Origin of the sequence: Streptomyces wedmorensis, from assembly GCF_000716445.1 — a bacterium.
GTDB classification, from domain to species: domain Bacteria; phylum Actinomycetota; class Actinomycetes; order Streptomycetales; family Streptomycetaceae; genus Streptomyces; species Streptomyces wedmorensis.
Genome location: NZ_JNWK01000033.1, coordinates 1 through 19,863 on the forward strand (window position 1 = coordinate 1; position 19,863 = coordinate 19,863).

At 72.8% G+C, this 19,863-nt stretch carries 18 protein-coding genes; 9 read left to right on the forward strand and 9 right to left on the reverse strand.

Annotation, left to right across the window (positions count from 1 at the left end):
• Positions 1 to 688 precede the first annotated feature (688 nt).
• A complete protein-coding gene (locus tag OO54_RS24340) occupies positions 689 to 1,654 on the reverse strand; it encodes a pirin family protein (protein ID WP_033206544.1) in 966 nt (321 codons plus the stop codon).
• Between the two features lie 152 nt (positions 1,655 to 1,806).
• On the opposite strand from OO54_RS24340, the gene OO54_RS24345 reads away from it, so the two are divergent.
• The 4 genes from OO54_RS24345 (at position 1,807) to OO54_RS48375 (ending at position 3,780) form a co-directional block, all read left to right on the forward strand.
• Complete coding sequence (locus tag OO54_RS24345) at positions 1,807 to 2,151, forward strand: tetratricopeptide repeat protein (protein ID WP_033206547.1); 345 nt, start codon at positions 1,807 to 1,809, stop codon at positions 2,149 to 2,151.
• Positions 2,152 to 2,248: 97 nt separating this feature from the next.
• Complete coding sequence (locus OO54_RS24350) at positions 2,249 to 2,758, forward strand: hypothetical protein (protein ID WP_033206550.1); 510 nt, start codon at positions 2,249 to 2,251, stop codon at positions 2,756 to 2,758.
• 93 nt (positions 2,759 to 2,851) lie between these two features.
• Positions 2,852 to 3,505: a DUF305 domain-containing protein gene (locus tag OO54_RS24355; RefSeq protein WP_033206552.1), complete on the forward strand. Its 654-nt coding sequence runs from the start codon at positions 2,852 to 2,854 to the stop codon at positions 3,503 to 3,505.
• Positions 3,506 to 3,657: 152 nt separating this feature from the next.
• The gene (locus tag OO54_RS48375) at positions 3,658 to 3,780 is read left to right on the forward strand and encodes a hypothetical protein (protein WP_267888943.1); all 123 of its coding nucleotides are present in this window, start codon (positions 3,658 to 3,660) and stop codon (positions 3,778 to 3,780) included.
• 31 nt (positions 3,781 to 3,811) lie between these two features.
• On the opposite strand, the gene OO54_RS24360 is transcribed toward OO54_RS48375, so the two are convergent.
• Both OO54_RS24360 and OO54_RS24365 read right to left on the reverse strand, forming a co-directional pair.
• Positions 3,812 to 5,497 carry an amidohydrolase gene (locus tag OO54_RS24360; RefSeq protein ID WP_033206555.1) on the reverse strand — a complete coding sequence of 562 codons (1,686 nt, stop codon included), beginning with the start codon at positions 5,495 to 5,497 and terminating at the stop codon, positions 3,812 to 3,814.
• 64 nt (positions 5,498 to 5,561) lie between these two features.
• Positions 5,562 to 6,968, reverse strand: a complete 1,407-nt coding sequence (locus OO54_RS24365) for a purine-cytosine permease family protein (protein WP_033206557.1) — start codon at positions 6,966 to 6,968, stop codon at positions 5,562 to 5,564.
• A 160-nt stretch (positions 6,969 to 7,128) separates the two neighbouring features.
• Between OO54_RS24365 and OO54_RS24370 the strand changes: the two genes are divergently transcribed.
• Positions 7,129 to 7,773: a TetR/AcrR family transcriptional regulator gene (locus tag OO54_RS24370; protein WP_033206559.1), complete on the forward strand. Its 645-nt coding sequence runs from the start codon at positions 7,129 to 7,131 to the stop codon at positions 7,771 to 7,773.
• Between the two features lie 40 nt (positions 7,774 to 7,813).
• Here the strand turns inward: OO54_RS24370 and OO54_RS24375 are convergent, their stop codons facing one another.
• Together OO54_RS24375 and OO54_RS24380 are read right to left on the reverse strand one after the other, a co-directional pair.
• Positions 7,814 to 9,265, reverse strand: a complete 1,452-nt coding sequence (locus tag OO54_RS24375) for a dihydrolipoyl dehydrogenase family protein (RefSeq protein WP_033206561.1) — start codon at positions 9,263 to 9,265, stop codon at positions 7,814 to 7,816.
• A 255-nt stretch (positions 9,266 to 9,520) separates the two neighbouring features.
• Positions 9,521 to 11,230, reverse strand: a complete 1,710-nt coding sequence (locus OO54_RS24380) for an alpha/beta hydrolase (RefSeq protein ID WP_033206562.1) — start codon at positions 11,228 to 11,230, stop codon at positions 9,521 to 9,523.
• A 311-nt stretch (positions 11,231 to 11,541) separates the two neighbouring features.
• Between OO54_RS24380 and trxA the strand changes: the two genes are divergently transcribed.
• Positions 11,542 to 11,907, forward strand: a complete 366-nt coding sequence (gene trxA, locus OO54_RS24385) for a thioredoxin (protein ID WP_017240656.1) — start codon at positions 11,542 to 11,544, stop codon at positions 11,905 to 11,907.
• A gap of 73 nt (positions 11,908 to 11,980) precedes the next feature.
• Here trxA and OO54_RS24390 read toward each other — a convergent pair whose 3' ends face one another.
• From OO54_RS24390 to OO54_RS24400, 3 genes are all read right to left on the reverse strand, one after another.
• Complete coding sequence (locus OO54_RS24390) at positions 11,981 to 13,168, reverse strand: thiolase family protein (protein WP_033206564.1); 1,188 nt, start codon at positions 13,166 to 13,168, stop codon at positions 11,981 to 11,983.
• Between the two features lie 293 nt (positions 13,169 to 13,461).
• Positions 13,462 to 13,731: a hypothetical protein gene (locus OO54_RS24395; RefSeq protein WP_017240658.1), complete on the reverse strand. Its 270-nt coding sequence runs from the start codon at positions 13,729 to 13,731 to the stop codon at positions 13,462 to 13,464.
• Positions 13,732 to 13,886: 155 nt separating this feature from the next.
• Positions 13,887 to 14,921: a LacI family DNA-binding transcriptional regulator gene (locus tag OO54_RS24400; RefSeq protein ID WP_033206567.1), complete on the reverse strand. Its 1,035-nt coding sequence runs from the start codon at positions 14,919 to 14,921 to the stop codon at positions 13,887 to 13,889.
• Between the two features lie 155 nt (positions 14,922 to 15,076).
• Between OO54_RS24400 and OO54_RS24405 the strand changes: the two genes are divergently transcribed.
• The 3 genes from OO54_RS24405 to OO54_RS24415 all read left to right on the forward strand — a co-directional run bounded on the left by OO54_RS24405 (position 15,077) and on the right by OO54_RS24415 (position 18,199).
• Complete coding sequence (locus tag OO54_RS24405; protein ID WP_033206570.1) at positions 15,077 to 16,351, forward strand: MFS transporter; 1,275 nt, start codon at positions 15,077 to 15,079, stop codon at positions 16,349 to 16,351.
• A 112-nt stretch (positions 16,352 to 16,463) separates the two neighbouring features.
• Positions 16,464 to 16,694 (forward strand): hypothetical protein, encoded by a 231-nt coding sequence (locus OO54_RS24410; RefSeq protein ID WP_017240661.1) that lies wholly within the window; start codon positions 16,464 to 16,466, stop codon positions 16,692 to 16,694.
• A gap of 83 nt (positions 16,695 to 16,777) precedes the next feature.
• Positions 16,778 to 18,199: an SPFH domain-containing protein gene (locus OO54_RS24415; RefSeq protein ID WP_033206572.1), complete on the forward strand. Its 1,422-nt coding sequence runs from the start codon at positions 16,778 to 16,780 to the stop codon at positions 18,197 to 18,199.
• A gap of 419 nt (positions 18,200 to 18,618) precedes the next feature.
• On the opposite strand, the gene OO54_RS24425 is transcribed toward OO54_RS24415, so the two are convergent.
• Complete coding sequence (locus OO54_RS24425) at positions 18,619 to 19,449, reverse strand: TIGR02452 family protein (protein WP_033206575.1); 831 nt, start codon at positions 19,447 to 19,449, stop codon at positions 18,619 to 18,621.
• Between the last annotated feature and the right edge of the window lie 414 nt (positions 19,450 to 19,863).

Sequence of the window (19,863 nt, forward strand, 5' to 3'; positions counted from 1 at the left end):
CTTCAACGACACCGTCGGCAAGGCCTACGTCACCCCCACCAAGCTCACCGACGGCCTCAAGGCCTGGCAGGACGCCAGCGTCAAGTACGGCAACGACCAGGGCTTCACCGTCAACAAGTAGTCTCCGAGCAGCCTCTCGAATCCGGTCGCGGCCCTGGTCCACGGCCGGATTCGGCATGTCCGGCGGGTGGTCCGGCCCGCACGGTGGACATTCGTGGTCGATCAGCACGTCAAGCGGCGGACGGCGCGCCATGGGGAACCACAGAACGCCCACTCGCCCAAATCCTGCTTCCGGCGGACTTCGGGGCAGCCCGGGCCTGGCCCGTCACTCCCCCGAAGGCCTCGCAACGGCGCCCGAGATCCGGACCGTTCCCGGTGCACGAAGTCGCCCGCGAGCCCGCGGCAGGCGTGCGCACTGGCCAGAAGGGCCGGTTCGCATGCGCTGCTTGCAGTCGGAAAAGCCACTGGCCCCCACCTGGCACGCCTGATGACTCGTCGGCAAAGTCGGCAAAAGGTCGGCATTCAGCTGATCAGACCTGCTCGCACGCGAGCCCACCACAGAAGCGCACCGCATCGGCTGCGCCACCAAGAGAGGTTGCGAAACATCCCTCCTGGTGGCACGCCGAAAGCCGGAGGCATGGCCGGGCGAACCTCCTTCGGGCGTCGAGCACGAGAAGAAAACCCCAGTTCAGCGCACTCGACCCCGCGCCTTCAGCTGGGTCGGGGGGACCTCCGGCGCGTCCAGGCGGTCGCCGTCGTAGCCCTTGACCTCGCCGAAGCGGTCAGACGTCATCCAGTCCTCGCGGGCCTTGCGGATCTCGTCGTCGGTGCGGCCGACGAAGTTCCACCACATGACGAGTTCCTCTTCGAAGGGTTCGCCGCCGAGGAGCATGAGGGCGGCGTCGGAGGGGGCGTGGAGGGGGAGTTCGGTGCGGCCGCAGCCGAGGTAGAGCATGGAGCCGGGGAGGAGAGGGACGCCGTCGACGTGGGCTTCGCCGGACATGGAGAGGACGGCGTACTCGAAGTCGGGGTCGAGGGGGAGGCGGGTGTCGGCGCCGGCGGTGAGGGTGAGGTCGGCGCCGACGAGGGGGGTGTACGTGGTGCCGGGCGAGGTGGCGCCGTCGAGGGTGCCGAGGATGACGGTGGCGGTGAGGCCGGGGGCGGTGACGTGGGGCAGTTCGGCGTGGTGCTGGAAGTGGGGCTCCACGTGGCGGTGGGCGTCGGGGAGGGCGACCCAGAGCTGGGCGCCGTGCAGGAAGCGGGCGTGCGGGCGGGGGCTCTCCTCCGAGTGGGAGATCGCCCGGCCGGAGGTCATCAGGCCCAGTTCGCGCGGCCGGATGGTCTGGAGGCTGCCGGTGGAGTCGCGGTGCAGGACCTCGCCCTCGTGGAGCCAGCTGACCGTCTGGAGGCCCATGTGCGGGTGCGGCGGGACCTGCATGCCCGGTTCGTCGGCGATGTCGTCGGGGCCGTAGTGGTCGACGAAGGCCCAGGCGCCGACCATGCGCCGGCCGAGGTTGGGGAGGAGCCGGCGCACCTCGGTCGACTCGCCGAGCTGGACGCGGCGGGGGCTGAGCAGCTCCCGTACCGGCTCGGCGACGACGAAGCCGCGGCCGCCGCAGACGGTGGGCACGGCCTGACGATCAAGATTGCTCATGGCGCTCGACCTCTTCCTGTCCGGGTTCCGGGCGCGGGGCGCTCCCGGGGAGGCAAGGCCGATCATGGTGGAATGTTCAACCATCTTGCCGTGTTGACGTGATCGACCACCCCACAGGGTGACAGATCCGGCACACGGGAGAGGGACGGCAAGTGAGCGACACGTACTACGGGTTCGGAACGGCCGCAGAACGCTGGGACCGCGCCCGGCTGTTCTTCGAGGCCAAGGAGTACGGAACCGCCGTCCGCATCCTGGTCGGCCTCGTCGCCGAGCACCCGGAGCAGACGGCCCAGCGGCTCCTGCTCGCCCGCGCCTACTACCACTCCGCCCAGCTCTCCAAGGCCGAGACCGAGCTGCGGGCCGTCCTCGACCGCGACCCGGTCGAGCACTACGCCCGGCTCATGCTCGGACGCACCCTGGAGCGCCAGGGGCGCTCGGACGAGGCGGCGCCGCACCTGCGCCTGGCCGCCGCTATGACGGGCGAGCTCCCGTCCTGACGCCGCGGCGCCGGGCCGGAGCCGGTCGGCGGGAGCGCGTCCTCACGCGGACCTGATACCCCCGCACGGTATATTCGGCGGCCAGGAGGTCCTGGCTGTGCCTGTACGACGAGCGGTACGCGACAGACGAGCGGGAGGTGCCCCGGGGCACCTGCTGCTCGTCGTCGTGCTCGCGCTCGGCGTGTTCCTGATGCACGCCGTCGGCCACCCGGAGGGCTCCGGCGGCGGTACGGACTCCGCTTCCCGCGACTCGTACGGGGCAGCCTCACACGTGCACGCCCAAAAGGCCGCCGCGTCGCACGGGGCAGCCTCGGATGCCGTGGGGACCGGTGGGGCGCACGGCTCCGCCGGCTCCGGCGGCCTGCACGGTTCCGCCGACCGGGACGGTGCCGACAGCCGGCACGACTCGGGTGCGGGGATGGACATGACCACCCTGTGCGTGGCCGTCCTCGGTGCCTGGCTGCTCGCCGGGCTCGTACGGGCCGCGCTCGGGCGCCGCCCCGACTGGCTCACCCTCCTCCTCGCACGGCTCACGTCCGTGCGGGTGCCGCACGCGCCACCGCGCCGACCCCCCGACCTCGCACGTCTGTCCGTCCTGCGGATCTAGGCCGTCTCGCCGCCGCGGGCGCTTCGCGCTGCCCGTGGACGTCTTCGGCCTGCCCTTTTCCGTCAGTACGAGCAGCACACGAGGTATCACCACATGCGTGCCTTCACGAACCGCACCGCCAGGAAGTTCGCCCTTCTCGGCGCCACCGCCACCGCCGGACTCCTGCTCTCCGCCTGCGGCACCGACGACCCGATGAGCGGAATGGACCACGGCGGCACGTCCGCCACCGCCACCGCCACCGCTTCCGCTTCCGCGTCGGGGACCGCCCAGGCCGGCGCCCCCGGTGCCTTCAACGACGCGGACGTCATGTTCGCGCAGATGATGATCCCCCACCACGAGCAGGCCCTGGAGATGGCGGAGCTCGCCGACGGCCGGGCCGAGGACCCCGAGGTGAAGAGGCTGGTCGCCGCCGTCAAGGGAGCCCAGGACCCGGAGATCGCGAAGATGCGGGCCTGGCTCAAGGGGTGGGGCAAGCCCGAGTCCGCCGGTCACGGCTCCGGCTCCGGTCACGGCATGTCCGGGATGATGTCGGAGCAGGACATGAAGGACCTCGCCGCCGTCAAGGGCAAGGCCTTCGACCGGAAGTTCGCCGAACTGATGATCGCCCATCACGAGGGGGCCGTCGCCATGGCCGAGGACGAGCGGAAGGACGGTGGCAACACCGCCGCCAAGGCCCTCGCCGACGACGTCGTCCGGACCCAGTCGGAGGAGATCGCCGCCCTGCGGAAGATCCTCGACCGGCTCTGATCCCACCGCGAAGGCCGACCTCGTGAGGCTCCACCCCGCGAGGTCCGCCCGCGAAGGCGGTCCACCCCGGAAAGGCGGACCGCTTCCGCGGCGGCGACGGGGGCGGTTCCTGGACCCGGGTCGCCGCCGTGCCGGGTGGCGCTCCGCAGGCGATGACGGTCGTGGACGCCCGTCGGGTGCTCGTCGCCACCCAGGACGGGGGGTACGAGTCCCGGGACGCGGGCGGCCGGTTCGAACGGCGGATGGCGGTGACGTCCGGGAGGGGCGGCCACTGACCGCGAGGGGGAGACGCGGGGGCGGGTTCCGTCAGGCCTCCCGGGGACGCCCGGCGGCCGGCTCTCCTCCCACGACCACCTCACCGCCCACGACGACGGTCTCGGCCGTGGTGCCCGGGATCTCGTCGGGGGCGATGCGGAGGATGTCGCGGGAGAGGACGACGAGGTCGGCGAGTTTGCCCACCGTGAGCGAACCGCGTTCGTGGTCCAGGAAGTTGGCGTACGCGGATCCCATCGTGTAGCCCTCGACGGCGGTGGCGACGTCGATCGTCTCGCCGGCGGTCCACGCCTCTCCCCCGCCGGGCGGGCGCCGGGTGACGGCGGCGTGGATGCCGATCATGGGGTCCATCTCGGCGACGTTCCAGTCGCTGGAGAGGGCGAGGACCGCGCCGGCGGCGTGCAGGCTGCGCAGCGGCCAGGCCTTGTGCCAGCGGTCGGGGCCGACGTTCTCGGCCCAGTCCTGGCCGGGTCCGGCGATGTCGGGGGCCGCGTGGCGGGGCTGCATGCAGGCGACGACGCCGAGTTCGGCGAAGCGCGGGGTGTCGGCCGGGTCCAGGCATTCGACGTGGACGATCTGGTGGCGCGCGTCGCGCGGGCCGTTGGCGGCGCGGGCGCGGTCGACGGCGTCGAGCACCGTGCGGATGCCCCGGTCGCCGGTGGCGTGGACGAAGCACTGGAAGCCGCGGGAGTCGAGGCGGGTGAGCAGCTCGGCGAACTCCTCGGGCGGGTAGAAGGTGTCGCCGCGGTGGTGGGAGCAGCCCGCGTACGGCTCCAGGAGCGCGGCGGTGCGCGGTTCCACGACGTCGTCGATGTACAGCTTGAGCGGGCCGACGCGCAGCCTGTCGTCCGCGAACCGCCGTGCGGCTTGCTCGAATTCGTCCAGGTCCTGGTCGGTCGTGCCGCGCGGGTGGAAGAGCGCTGCGACGATCCTGGAGCGGAGGCGGCCTTCGGCGCGGGCGCGCTGGAAGAGGGAGAGGTCGTCGAGGGAGTTCTGGGGTTCGACGACGGTGGTGATGCCGTAGCGGATGGCGTCGTCCAGGCTCTTGGCGAGCCGGCCGTACTGCCGGTCCGGGGAGGCCCAGGGAAGGCCGAGTTCGCGCAGGGCGCGGTGGCCGTCGCGGGAGAGTCCCTTGACGGCGAAGTCCTTGACGAATCCGGTGGGTTCGCCGGTGGCGGGGTCGGTGACGGCCCGCCCGAAGGGCAGGTCGGTGTGGTCGCGGTCGACGCCGAGGCGCCGCAGGGCGGCGGTGTTGAGCCAGGCGGTGTGGACGTCGTAGCTGAGGACGAGGGCGGGGGTGTCGCCGGTGGCGGGGTCGAGGTCGGCCGCGGTGGGCATGCGGCCGTCGGGGACGGCGGAGTAGTCGAAGGCCTCGGCCTCGATCCACCCGGCGTCGGGGTGGGCGGCGTGCCAGGCCCGGATGCGTTCGTGGACGGCGTCGAGGGTGCGGGCGCCGGCGAGTTGGACGCAGGCGTCGTCGGAGCCGAGGCGGACGTGGTTGTGGGCGTCGACGAAGCCGGGCAGGACGAGCCGTCCGCGGGCGTCGAGGACCTCGGTGCCGGGGCCGGTCCAGGCCGCCGCCTCGGCGTCGGAGCCGATCCACGCGATGCGGCCGTCGCGGACGGCGAGCGCCTGGGCTTCGGGAAGCGCCGGGTCGACGGTGTGGATGCGGGCCCCGGTGAGGACGAGGTCGGAGGGGGTGGGGGTGACGCTGTTCATGCGGGGTGGCTCCGTGGCGTACGTGCGGGAAGGGCGGTGGTGTGCGGGGGGGGTGTCGGGCGGTTCAGGGGCGGACCGGGGTGACGCGCCCGCGGGCGAGGAGCACGTACACCAGGGCGGAGACGGCGGCGCCGAGGACGGTGAGGTCCGCGCCGCCGAGGGGGGCGACGAGGGGGCCGGTCCAGAGCTCGGAGTCGCAGGTGAGGGCGGAGAAGAGCAGGCCCGCGAGGAGCGCGGTCAGGCCGGCCGGGTGCCAGCCCGAGCGGTACCAGTAGGCCCCGCCCGGTCCCGTGTGCAGACCGGCGGAGTCGTAGGTGCAGCGGCGCAGGACCATGTCGGCGAGGAAGACCCCGCCCCAGGGGGCGAAGACGATGATCAGGAGGGAGAGGAAGGAGAGGAGCGAGGTGGTGAAGTCGGTGAGGAAGAGGGCGCCGAGGGAGCCCACTGCGGTGACGGCGGCGCTGATGACGATGGCGCGGGCCCGGTTCCAGGGGATGCCGAGGACCTGGAGGTTCAGGCTCGACGAGTAGAGCGTGATGATCGAGTTGGTGACGGAGCCGCCGAGGACCAGGGCGAGGAAGAGGGGCTGGAACCAGCCGGGCAGGAGGCTTTCGGTGCCCGCGACGGCGTCGGTCATGTCGGCCTGGGTGGCGGCGGCCACACCGGCGACGCCGAGGGCGACGGAGGAGAGGAAGCCGCCCAGGGCACCGCTCCAGGTGACGGCCTTGAGGGAGGTCGTGCGGGGCAGGTAGCGGGTGTAGTCGGCGGGCATGGGGAGGTACGAGAACGGGCCGGCGAGCATGACGACGAAGGCGAGGCTCCAGCCGGAGGCGCCGGGTGCGGAGGCGGGGGCGGAGGTGTCGGCGCCGGGCAGGACGAGGACGAGCAGGGCGGCGAAGCCGACGGCGAGGACGTAGGCCATCCAGCGTTCGGCGAACTGGACGGTGGCGTGGCCCCAGAGGGCGACGGCGAAGGTCAGCGCGAGGGTGACGCCGAGGGCGAGGGCCCGGGAGGCGTGCCCACCGTGCCAGCCGAGGTCGGCGAAGAAGGCTTCGAGGGCGAGCGTGCCGACCACCGTGTTGACGATGGTGTAGCCGATGCTGACGATCCAGTTGAGCAGTCCCGCGGGCCAGTTTCCCCGGATGCCGAAGGCGGCGCGGGAGATGACGAGGGTGGCGGTGCCGGTGCGCACGCCGCTGAGGCCGGCCGCGCCGATGGCGAGGAAGGACAGGCCGCCGATCACGACGACGGCGACGGCCTGCCAGAAGGAGAGCCCGAAGGCGACGGCGAGGGCGCCGTTGATGACGTACGTGAAGGTGAGGTTCGAGCCGAACCACAGCCAGAACACGTCCTTGGCAGCGCCGTGGCGTTCCGCGTCGGGGATGGGGTCGATGCCGTGCTCCTCGACCTGGAAGACCTCGTCGGTCGCCGTCCGGCCCGTGCTCACGGGCTCCGTCTCGTGTCCGAGCACCACGCGCTCCTGTCTTGAATGCCGTTCTAAGTGTTAGAACGGCATTCAAGATGTGCGATGAGTTCCGGCCACGTCAAGACCTTCGGAGGTTGCGGTTAAGGTCGGACTCGCGGACAGCGGACGCACAAGGACACGGAACGGCAGGACGGGGACGGCTGCGGTGGCAGGGTCGGCACGACGACGGGACGGACACGTCACCCAGGAGCGGATGCTCGAGGAGGCCATGACCGCGATCGCGGAGGACGGCCTCGCCTCGCTCACCATGTCCGCGCTCGCGGAGCGGCTCGGCACCAGCGGCGGCCACATCCTGTACTACTTCGGCAGCAAGGACCTGCTGCTGCTCGCCGCGCTCCGCTGGAGCGAGGCCGCGCTCGCCGAGGAGCGGCGAGCGCTCCTCGCCCGCCGGACCACGGCCGAGCGCAAGCTCGACCTCTTCCTGCGGCTCTACCTGCCGCGCGGCACACGCGATCCGCGCTGGACGCTGTGGATCGAGCTGTGGGCCCGCACACCCGGCAACAGCGCGCTCCGCGAGGCCCAGGACGAACTGGACCGGGGCTGGCAGGAGGACCTGGAGGCCCTGCTGACGGCGGGCGTCGAACGCCGTCGCTTCGCCCCCCTGGACGCGGCCGCCCGCGCCTCCGAACTCCTGGCCCTGCTCGACGGGTTGAGCACCCGTGTCGTCCTGGGCCAGGAGTCCCGACGCGACCCGCGCCCCGCCCTCGAAGCGGCCCGCTCGGCGGCGCGGCTCCTGATCCCGCCCTACGCGGCGGAGGACGCCGACACGCCTGCGGCGGAAGCGAAGTGACGGAGAGTGGCGGAACCGAAGTGACGGTGAGTCAGGACCGTCAGCCCCGATAGGCCTCCAGGAGGCGCAGCCAGGCCTCGCTCAGCGTCGGGTAGGACGGTACGGCGTGCCAGAGGCGGGCGATGGGGACCTCGCCTGCGATGGCGACCGTCGCCGAGTGGAGCAGCTCTCCGATGCCCCGGCCGACGAAGGTCGCGCCGAGGAGCACCTCGCGGTCGAGGTCCACGACGATCCGGGCGTGCCCCCGGTAACCCTGCGCGTACAGGCCCGCCCCGGCGACCTGCCGCATGTCGAGGTCGACGGCCCGGACCCGGTACCCCGCGCGCTCGGCCTGCGCGAGGCCGAGACCGACCGCGGCCGCCTCGGGGTCGCTGAACACGACCTGGGGGACGGCCGCGTGGTCGGCGGTGGCCGCGTGCGCGCCCCACCGGCCGGTGTCCAGGGACGCGTCGCCCCGCGCGCGGGCGGCGATCGCGGCCCCGGCGATGCGGGCCTGGTACTTGCCCTGGTGGGTCAGGAGCGCCCGGTGGTTGACGTCCCCCACCGCGTACAGCCAGTCGCTGCCGGTGACCCGCAGACTGTCGTCGACGTCGAGCCAGGAGCCCGGTGTCAGACCGACCTTCTCCAGGCCGATGTCGTCGGTGCGCGGGGCCCGGCCGGTCGCGAACAGCACCTCGTCCCCCTCGACGTGGTCGCCGCCCTCCAGGACCACGGTGACCGGGCCGGTGCCCCCGTCGCGTACCACCGCGGTGACGTCGGTGCCGGTACGGACGTCCACGCCGCGCGTCGCGAGGGCCTCGGCCACGTGCTCGCCGACGAAGGGCTCCATGCGCGGCAGCAGGCCACCGCCCCGCACCAGCATGGTCACCTTCGCGCCGAGAGCCTGCCAGGCGGTGGCCATCTCCACGCCCACCACTCCCCCGCCGACCACGATCAGCCGCTCGGGCACCCGGTCGGAGCTGGTCGCCTCACGGCTGGTCCACGGGTGCGCCCCGGGCAGACCGGGCAGCTCCGGGAGGACGGCGCGGGTGCCGGTGCAGACGGCCACCGCGTGCCGGGCGGTCAGCAGGTGGCGTTCGCCCTCCGGGCCCGCGACCTCCAGCCGGCGCGGCCCGACGAACCGGCCGTGGCCGCGGAAGACCCGGACGTCGATGGAGTCCAGCCAGTCCACCTGGCCGTCGTCCTTCCAGTGACCGACGACCGAGTCCCGGTGGGCGAGGACCTCCATCGCGTCCAGCGGGCCGTAGACCGACTCGCGCAGCCCCGCCACCTTGCGGGCGTCGGAGCGGGCGAGCGCCGGGCGAAGGAGGGCCTTGCTGGGCATGCAGGCCCAGTACGAGCACTCGCCGCCCAGCAGCTCGCTCTCGACGATCGCGGCGCTCAGACCGGCCGCCCGCACCCGGTCGACGACGTTCTCGCCGACCGGACCGGCCCCCAGGACCACCACGTCGTACGCATGCTCGGCTTCCACCGCATCCACCGTTCGTGTCATGGGTCCCAGTCTGCTGGCAGCGGTCCGGAATGGCGCGGCTCGATACGCCGTCGCGCCGGGCGAGTCGCGGCTCAGCCGCACGGGCGGCGCCGGTGGCACCGCCGACGAGGCCCCGGCCCCGCGGAGCCCGCCGGCGTGAGGTACCGTCGGCGGGCCCCGCGTCGGCGGCCGGTCACGGTGACGCCGGAAGCGGACCTTCCCGTGCCTTCAGAAGCGGACCTTCCGGTGCCGTCAGCAGCGGGCCTTCCCCTGCCTTCAGAAACGGGCCTTCCCGCCCGGAAGAAGCCGCGGCGTCGGCAGCGGCAGCCGCGGCGAGTGCCCGGCCCCGGCGGCCGGGGTCCGGCACACCGTGTCCGCGGCCGGCAGCCTGCCCGTGGTCAGGTACGCGGTGGCGGTCGCGTCGGCGCAGGACTTCATCCCGTAGACGCCGTGACCCTGACCGCCCAGGACCGTCACCATCCGCGCCCCCTTCATGGCCCGGCGCAGTCCCTGGCCGCTGACCAGCGGTGTCTGGGAGTCCCATTCGTTCTGCAGGATGAGGGCGCCGACGGAGTTGTTCACCCGGGTGGCGGGCTCGGAGCCGTGACCCCAGAACGCGCAGGGCTTGATGTGCGACGCGAAGTCCCCGTACAGCGGATACCTGGCCTTGTCACGGATCGCGTCGCGGCGGTACCGCTCCGGGTCCCGGGGCCAGGCACGGGTGTCCGCGCACACCACGGACCAGAACGCCGCGTCCATGTTGTCCGCCGGGACTGCCCCGGCGGAGGTTCCGGTCGCGATGCCGGTCGAGGCGCCGGTGCCGGTGCCCGCGCCTCCGCCCGTGCCCGTGCCCGTGCCGACCGGGATGAACGACGGGGGTACGGGGGCGGGTGGCGTGGCGCGCCCGGAGGACGAGGGGGTACGGCCGGCGGCGGCGTCCCTGAGGCGGGCGACCGTCTCCGCCGCGTACGCCACGTCGAAGAACATGGGCCTGCCGGCCCGGATGTCGTCGCCCGTGAGGGCGGTGCCGTCGAGCACGATCGGCTCGCGGTCCGCCCGGGCGACCAGCGCCCAGAACGTCGCGCGCACCTCGGCCGGGGTGCGACCGAGCGCGTACGTCTCGTCGCGGGCGGCGGTCCAGGTCGCCCACCGCGTGAACGCCGGTTCCGCGCCCTCGGCCCACACCTGGATCATGCCGCGCCAGATCCGCTCCGGGTCGACCGCGCTGTCCAGCACGAAACGGTCGGTTCGCCGGGGGAACATCTGCGTGTAGACGGCGCCCAGGTACGTGCCGTAGGAGTACCCGAGGTACGAGATCTTCTTCTCGCCGAGCACGGCGCGGATCACGTCCATGTCCCGTGCGGTGTTGCGGGTCGCGAGATGGGGCAGTACGGCTCCGTTCCCCGCCCGGCACTTGGCCGCCACGGTCTCGGCCCACCGGATGTCCCTGTCGAACGTCGCCGCCTTGTAGGGGCGTTGCCAGTTCAGCTCGTCGCCGTTCAGGCCGCAGCTCACCGGGGCGCTCCGGCCCACGCCCCGCGGGTCGAAGCCGACGAGGTCGTACCGCTTCTTCACCTCGTCCGGCAGTTCCGGCGCCATCCACACCGGCATGTCCAGGCCCGATCCACCCGGCCCGCCGGGATTCAGCAGCAGCACACCGCGCCGGTCCTGGGCGCTGGTCGCCTTCGTCCGGGACACCGCGACGTCGAGCGTCCGGTCGCCGGGGCGGGAGTAGTCGAGCGGCACCTTGACGGTCGCGCACTCGAGATCGGCGGGGGTCTCGGCGCCGCAACGGTTCCAGTGCGGCTTCTGCCGCGTGTACCGCTCCAGCGCGTCGACCGTGGTGGAGACGGTGGTGGCGGTGGAGACAGTGATGGCGGTGGTTCCGGCTCGGGAGCCGGCCGCCGCGGCCGCGGGGGTGAGAGCGGGAAGGAGCGTCGCTAAGGCGCCGATGGCCACGACGGGTGCTGCTCGCATGCTTCGCACAGTCGGTCAGGTCCTCGTGGAAGGGGAAGGATTGGTCTCAACCACCTTTGCTCAGAGGACAGTTCGGCGAATCCTCCCTCAGACGGGCACCGTCTCCGACCCCGGGATGACCAGGCCCCCGGCCTCGCGCGCCGCCCGCCCCTGCACCGCGGGCCCCCACCCCGGCCTCCCGCGTCGCCGTTCGGGACGAACCGGCCGAAACGGCCGCGCGAAGTGGCCGGAATAGCTCGGCTCGATCCGCCGTTGTGTCGGTCGAGTCCCCAGGGGACCGTGAGGACACCGCCAGGAGACCCCGAAAGGTAGGCAGCAACATGAGCACCGTAGAGCTCACCAAGGACAACTTCGACGAGGTCGTGAGCGGCAACGAATTCGTCCTGATCGACTTCTGGGCTTCCTGGTGCGGTCCCTGCCGTCAGTTCGGCCCCATCTTCGAGGCCGCGTCCGAGCGCCACGAGGACCTGGTCTTCGCGAAGGTCGACACCGAGGCCCAGCAGGAGCTGGCCGCCGCGTTCGAGATCCGCTCGATCCCGACGCTGATGATCGTCCGCGACAACGTGGCCGTGTTCGCGCAGCCGGGCGCGCTGCCGGAGGCGGCCCTGGAGGACGTCATCGGCCAGGCCCGGCAGCTGGACATGGACGAGGTGCGCAAGTCCATCGAGAGCGCCCTGGAGAAGTGACCCACCGCGAGGGGGGTACGGGAGCCGATCCCGTACTCCCCTCGTGTCGTACCCGGACGCGTCGTACCCGGGCTCAGCGCTCCAGGACCAGGGCGAGGCCCTGGCCGACGCCGATGCAGAGGGCGGCGAGGCCCGTGCCCGAACCCGCCGCCGCGAGCTGGTGGGCGACCGAACCGGCGAGGCGGGCGCCGGACGCGCCGAGCGGGTGGCCGAGGGCGATGGCGCCGCCGCGCGGGTTCACGATCTCGGGGTCGAGATCCGGCCACTCGGCGAGGCAGCCGAGCGCCTGGGCGGCGAAGGCCTCGTTGAGCTCGAAGGTGCGCAGGTCCGCGAAGGAGCGGCCGGACTTCTCCAGCGCACGCCGGACCGCCGCGACCGGACCGAGGCCGAAGAGCTGGGGCTCGATGCCGGTGACCGCCGACGTGCGGATGCGGGCCAGCGGCTCCCGGCCCGTCTCGCGCAGCCCTTCCTCGTCGACGAGGAGCAGGGCGGCGGCGCCGTCGTTGAGCGGCGAGGAGTTGCCCGGGGTGACGGTGCCGCCCTCGGGACGGAACGCGGGCTTGAGCTTGGCGAGCGCCTCCATGGAGGTGGTGTCGCGGATGCACTCGTCGCGGGCCAGGTCCACCCCCGGGTAGGGGACGACCTCGTCGTCGTACAGGCCCTTGGCCCAGGCCTCGGCGGCCTTGCGGTGGCTCGCCAGGGCGAAGGCGTCCTGCTGCTCGCGGGTCAGGCCGTGCCGGTCCGCGACGAGCTCCGCGCCCTCGCCGAGCGCCACCGTCCACTCGGCGGGCATCCTCGGGTTGGTCATGCGCCACCCGAGGGTCGTCGAGTGGAGCTGCTGGTGACCGGCGGGGAAGGCCCGCTCGGGCTTCTGCATGACCCAGGGCGCGCGGGTCATCGACTCCACTCCGCCGGCGATCGCCACCGAGGCGTCGCCGAGCGCGATCGCGCGGGCCGCCTGGATGACGGCCTCCAGGCCGGAACCGCAGAGGCGGTTGACCGTGACGCCGGGGACCGAGACGGGCAGCCCGGCGAGCAGCACGGCCATCCGCGCCACGTCGCGGTTGTCCTCGCCCGCGCCGTTCGCGTCGCCGAAGTACACGTCGTCGACGCGCGCCGGGTCCAGCGCGGGCGAGCGGTCGACGAGGGCCTTCACCGCATGGGCGGCGAGGTCGTCGGGACGCACCTGGGCGAGGGCGCCGCCGAACTTCCCGATCGGGGTGCGGACGGCGTCGACGATGTAGACGTCGCGGATGCTCATCGGTTCTCTCCCACGTGACCTTCGTGACCTTCGGAACGACTCTGTTCGCCTGGTGAAAAAATCTTCGCCAGCGTGCGCGCGCAGAGTCTGCGTCCGCCGGCCCGCCGTGTCAACGGGCCGGATCCGGACGCCCACGGCGGGAAGACCGCACGTCGGGCGCGGTGGGGCGGGACGGGACGGCCGCACGTCGGGCGCGGTGGGGCGGGACGGGACGGCCGCACGTCGGGGCGCGGTGGGGCGGGACGGGACGGCCGCACGTCGGGGCGCGGTGGGGCGGGCGCGGGGGCCGTGTGTCACGGGCGGTCGGTCAGGCGGACGAGCGCCGTCAGGCCGTAGTCCAGTTCGCGCCCGTCGACGAGGATCGCCTCGACGGTGCGCGTCTCGGGGTCGATGTCCGCCCTGATGCCGTGCCCCTCGTAGATCGGGTATCCGGTCTCCCCGTGCCGTCCGGTGACCTCGACCACGGCCGAGCGGACGGCGCTGTCCGTCACCGAGGCGCCGCCCCGGTCCTCCACGTGCTCGGCCACCAGCAGGATCTCGAAACGCTTCGGAACAGTGCTCATGCACCGACGCTAAGCGCTCGGCGGGACTCCCGCCGGGCGACCGGGGGTCTCGTCCGGATCCAGCCGTACGACCCCGGCCGGCAGGGGGCTCGGCCGGACTCCGGACGCACGGCCCCGGCGGCTCGGCCGGACTCCGGACGTGCGGCTCCGGCCGGTCAGCTGGACTCCCTCCGTACGACGCGGGAGTCGAGGAGGGAACGGGAGAGGGGTGCCGTGTCGGGTTCGCGGACGGCGCGGTCGACGAGTTCGGCGAGCTCGCGGCCGAGCACCATGTCGATGGCGACGGTGCTGAGCCGGGGCCGGAGCAGGCGGCCGAGGAGGAGGTCGTCGGCGCCGATGACGGCGGTCTCCTCGGGTACGGAGATCCCCTCGTCCTGGAGCGCGCGCATCAGGAGCATCGCGTACTCGTCGTTGTAGGCGAAGACTCCGTCGAGGTCCTCGTCGCGCCAGCGTGCGGCGAGCGCTCGCGCCGACTCCTCGTCGTACCGCAGCGGCAGGGGCACGACGGTGGCGCCGGTGCCCTCGGCCGCGCGGCGCGCACCTTCGAGGCGGGGCCCGGAGAACATGTCGAGCCCGGGTTCCTCCGGGATCACGACCCCGATGCGACGGCGGCCGGTCTCCACCAGGTGGGTGGCGGCGACCTCGCCGACCCGCCCCTGTTCCATGACGAGGGCGTGGGTGCCCTCCACGTTCTGGGTGCCGAGGGTGATCACGGCCCGGGCGCCCGACCGCTTGAGGATCTCGACGCCCTGCGCGGTCAGCTCGGCCTCGCCGAGCGAGACCACGGCGACCGGCCGCAGCTCGGCCCAGGCGCGGGCGGCCTCCTCGGCCCGCATGCCGACGCTGCCGTACTGGACCACCGTGTAGTCGAGCCGCCGCAGGGCCCACTGGAAGTCGTTGAAGAACTGGCTGTACAGGGGACCGACCGGGACGTGGGCGGTCGGCAGGAGCACCATCCGGCTGTGGCCGGCGCGCAGGCTGCGGGCGGCGGCGTGGGGGACGTACCCGAGTTCCTCGGCGGCTTCCCGGACCCGGCGGCGGGTGGGTTCGCTGATGCGGACGGCCGAGGTGTTGTTCAGGACGTACGAGACGGTGGCCCGGGAGACGCCCGCGAGGCGCGCGACGTCGGCGCTCGTAGGGACCGCGCGCCCGGCGGGGCGTTCGGGGGACTGATCGGTTGACTGGCTCATCGCTTCGGCATCTTTCCAGAACAATCCGGCACGGGGTCTGGCGGATGGCCGGAATTGAATGCTACACAGTGCTCACACGTGTCACTGACACGTGTAAACGAATCGTTCAATCCGCCCCTCGCCCCCTCATCGGGCGATCTTCCCAGGAGGGCACCGTGGCCCTTTCCTCCTCCGGCACCGGCTCCGGCACCGCTACCCCCGGACCCGCCACCGGTACGGCGAACCCCACTGCCGCCGACCGGCCGACGCGCGGCCTGCTGCCCCTGCTGCTCGCCGGGAACACCGCGATGTACGCCCTGTACATCGGCGTCCCCGGCATGCTCCTCGCGCTCCAGATCGAGGCCATCGATCCGGCGGACAAGGTGGCGAACTTCGGCCTCGTCTCCGGCATATCCGCGATCTTCGCGACCGTCTTCAACCCGGTCGCGGGGGCTCTGTCGGACCGCTCGGGACGGCGCAACCCGTGGATCCTCGCCGGCGGACTCCTGGCCGTCCCGGTGATGCTGCTGCTCGGCGGCGTCCACACGATCCTGCTGGTCACCATCGCCTGGTGCCTGGGGCAGGCCGTCATGAACGTCTACCAGGCGGCCATCACCTCCGTGGTGCCCGACCGGGTGCCCGTCGCCTCGCGCGGCAAGGCGTCGGCCGCCGTCGGCCTCGGACTGCCCATCGGCTCGACGATCGGCGCCCTCGTCGGCGCGGCCTTCTCCGAGGACTACCGCACCGGGTACCTGGTCTTCGGCGCGATCGTCGCGGCCACCGCCGTGCTCTTCACGGCCTGCGCCCGAGAGGAGCGCATGCCCCCGAAGGCGGCGCTGCCCGTCAAGGAGCAGATCGCGGCCTTCGGCAGCGCACTCAAGGACCACGACTTCCGCTGGGCGTTCATCGGACGCGCCCTCCTAGTCCTCGGCTACTTCGCGGTGGCCGGATTCCAGCTCTACATCCTCAAGGACCACACCGACCTGCCGGCCGGGCTCACCCCCGAGGAGGCGGTGGCGATCCTCATGCCGCTCAACTCGGTGGCCATGGTGGTCTCCACGGTGCTCGGCGGCTGGCTGTCGGACCGCTTCGACCGGCGCAAGCTCTTCGTGGGCGCCTCCGCCGCGCTCGCCGCCGTCGCCCTGCTCATCCCGGCCGTCTCCACCGGCTGGACCGCGATGCTCGCCTTCTCCGTCGTCAACGGCCTCGGCTTCGGCTGCTACATGGCGGTCGACACCGCCCTCGTCACCATGGTGCTGCCGAAGGCGGAGGACGCGGCCCGCGACATGGGCGTCCTCAACGTCGCCAACGCCGGACCCCAGATCGTCGCCCCCTTCGTGGCCTCGCTCGTCGTCTCCCTCAGCGGCGGATACACGGCGCTCTTCCTGATCGCGGCCGTCCTGTCGGTACTCGGCGCAATCGCCGTACGCCCCATCCGCAGCGTCCGCTGACCGCCCGGGGCCCCGGACCGCGGCCGGGTCAGGGCACACAGCGCCCCGGACGACTTCGACCGGACGGGTTCATGTCCGCGCTGACCGGCGGGATCTGACGTACCGTTCAGTCATGGACGACGCGTCGATGGACTCCGCGATGGTGGGACTGCTCGGCCGGGTGACCGGCACCGTCGGCCCCGGCCTCGTCGGCGAGGTGATCGTCCGGATCCGGGGCGGCGCCGAGCACTTCCTCGCCCACCCGGCGACTCCGAAGGAGCGGATCGAGATCGGAACGGTCGTGATGGTCATGGAACATCTCCCTCCACGCACCGTCTATGTCACAGCCGCGTACGACAGTTGACCGAACCGTTGAGTGTGCGCCCGTCACGGGCGCACACTCCCTTCACCGGGTCCGCTCGGCCCCGGTGAAGGGGGAACCTGCCCATGGGCATCGGCATTCTGGCAGGCGTCGTCGTCGGCGCCGTCGTCGTTGTCATCACCGTCTTCAAGATGATGTGGCGCGTCGCGGAACCCAACGAGGCGCTGATCATCTCCGGTTCCAACCACAAGAACGAGGGCCTCGGCGCGGGAATGGGATTCCGCATCGTCACCGGTCGCGGCACCCTCGTGCTCCCCGGCGTCCAGGCGGTCCGCAAGCTGTCGCTCGACCTCAACGAGACGCAGCTGTCCGTCGAGTGCGTCACCCACCAGGGCATTCCGCTCAAGGTCCGCGGCGTGGTCATCTTCAAGGTCGGCGACGACTTCGTGTCGATCGCCAACGCCGCCCGCCGCTTCCTCGACCAGCAGAAACTCATGTCGGAGCGGGTGCACATCGTCTTCGCCGGTCATCTCCGCGCCATCGTCGGCGGGTTGACCGTCGAGGACATGATCCGTGACCGGGAGAAGCTGACCGGACAGGCCCGTTCGGCCTGTGGCACGGAGATGGAGAAGCTCGGCCTGATCGTCGACTCGCTGCAGATCCACGAGATCGAGGACCCGACCGGCTACATCAAGAACCTCGCCGCCCCGCACGCCGCCGCCGTCCAGCGGGACGCCCGGATCGCGCAGGCCGAGGCCAACCGGCGGGCCACCGAGGCCGAGCAGCAGGCCGCGGCCCGCATGTCCGAGGCGACCCGCGACAGCGAGATCCTTCAGGCGGGCTACCAGGCCGAGCGGGACCAGGCCTCCGCCCGGGCCCGCCAGGCCGGCCCGCTCGCCGAGGCGGCCTCCCGCCAGGAGGTCGTCGTCCAGGAGACCCGCGTCGCCGAGCTGGAAGGACACCGCAAGGAACAGCAGCTCCAGGCAGAGGTCCGCAAGCCCGCCGACGCCATGGCCTACGAGACCCGGACGCTCGCCGCGGCCGAACGTGACGCCCGGATCTCCGCGGCCGAGGCCGAGGCCAAGGAGACCGAGCTCGCGAGCGCCGCCCAGGCCACGGCGACGCGGCTCACCGGTGAGGCCGAGGCGGCCGCCCAGCACGCCAAGGGCCTCGCAGTCGCCGAGGCCACCCGCGCGAAGGGTCTCGCCGAAGCCGAGGCGATCAAGGCGCGCGCCGCGGCGCTCGCCGAGAACCAGGAGGCCGTCGTCGCCCAGCAACTCGCCGAGAAGTGGCCGGAGATCGTCTCCGCCGGCGCCTCCGCCTTCGGCAACGTCGACCAGATGGTGCTCCTCAACGGCGCCGACGGCATGGCCGACGTCTTCGCCAAGGCCCTCACCATGGGCGGCACCGGCCTCGGCCTCGCCCGCCAACTCCTCGCCACCATGAACCCGGCCGCCCAGGAGCGCCTCGGCGCGACGAACGTGCCGGCACCGTCGGCCGCACGGCCGGAGGAGAGCGTCGAGATCACCATCGGCGACGGCGCGTAGTCAGCGCGGTTCCGGGAGTGACGGACGGGGCCCGGCGCCTTCTCGGCGCCCGGGCCCCGTCCTCGTACCCCCGTCGGCTCCCCTGCCCCGCTCACTGACCCCAGGTCGTCGCGCGGCCCGTCGGCTCCCGCCGGGTGACCGGCCTCAGTTGTGGCCGAACTTCCGTTCCTTCCGGTGCGACGCGTGCTCCACGAGGGGCATCGAGGCCTCTCTCGGGGGTGCCGCCGCCTTCTGTTCCTTCGCGGCCGCCTCAGTACGGTGCTCATGACCGCCGGTACGGGCTCCCCGGTTCGTCCGGGTCTGTTTCTTGCCCACGATCGTGCCTCCCATAAGGGGTATCGGACTGTGGTCCGTATCTCCTCAGCGTGGCACGGGGGTGCGGGCGCCGCATGTCAGGCGGCCTCCCGCCGGCAACGGGTTCAGGCCGTACGGTCCAGCACCCGCGCGAACGCCGCGAGGGTCCTGCCGCCCGCGGAGCGGTCCAGCACGGCGAAGACGACCTCCTCGAAATGACCTGCGAAGCGTCCGTCCCCCGCGAGCAGCCCCCTGAAGGCGCCCGCGACGTCCTCCGGATCGTTCATGAAGACCCCACATCCCCACGCGCCGAGAACGAGCCGCCGATACCCGGCCGCCGCCGCCGTCTCCAGAACCCGTTCCGCACGCGAGGCGAGCACCCCGGGCAGCAGATGGGCCCGCTCGGGGGCGGTTCGCCGGACGACCCCCGCGTTCGGTGCCGGCGAAGTCAGGAAACCGACCGTGAACGGGTCGGTGAGCAGACCTCCCCGGTCGTCCCGGAAGACCGGCACACCCGGCGAGTGAATGACCCGGTCCGTGTAGAACGCGTCCCGCTCCGCCCGGTGATGCGCGTAGTACGCGGGCGCGCGCAGCAGGGTCGCGTGAAGGGCGGACGCGCGGCAGAGCGCCTCCTCCTGGGCCTGCGCCCCGTTCAGATAGCCCCCGCCCGGATTCCGCGCCGACGCGAAGTTCAGCACCGCCACAGGGCGGGAACCGTCGGCCGCCGTCATCCTCCGGGCGGCCGCCAAGCTGCTCTCGCCCGTCACCTCGAGTGTCGTCGCGCGATCCGTGTCCGGCGTGACCACGACCGGGCCGGGGCCGTGAAGGCGGGTTCCGGACAAGGCGGCGGCCAGGTCTTCCGCGAGGGAGACGGTCCGGCCGTCCGGGGCCCTGTACCGGCCCTCGGCCACGATCTCCTCGGTGTGCCGCGCGATCGCGCGCAGTCGTGCGCTCATGGCCCCCAGCGTGATCGTTTCGCCTCCCCCACGGCAACGGAATTTCCCGGACCGCCCCACCCTCCGGCCGGCCGCGCCCGCCCTCGGACGGGCCGCGTCCCTTGGCCCCGCGCCCCGAAGGGCTGCGCCCCTTGCCCCGCACCCGTACGCGCCGCCGTGCGGGCCCGTCGCCCTCTGCCGTACGGCCTTCGCCCGCTGCCGTGTGGGCCTGCGCCCCGCCCCGTGCGGGCCTTCGCCCGCCGCACCCCCGTGTGGGCACACGGGACGGCACCCCGACCCACCCCCGCGTGAGCACGGGACGGCACCCGGCCCCCCACCGTGTGGGCACACGGGACGGCACCCGACCCACCCACCGCGTGAGCCCACGGGACGGCACCCGACCCACCCACCGTGTGGGCACACGGGACGGCATCC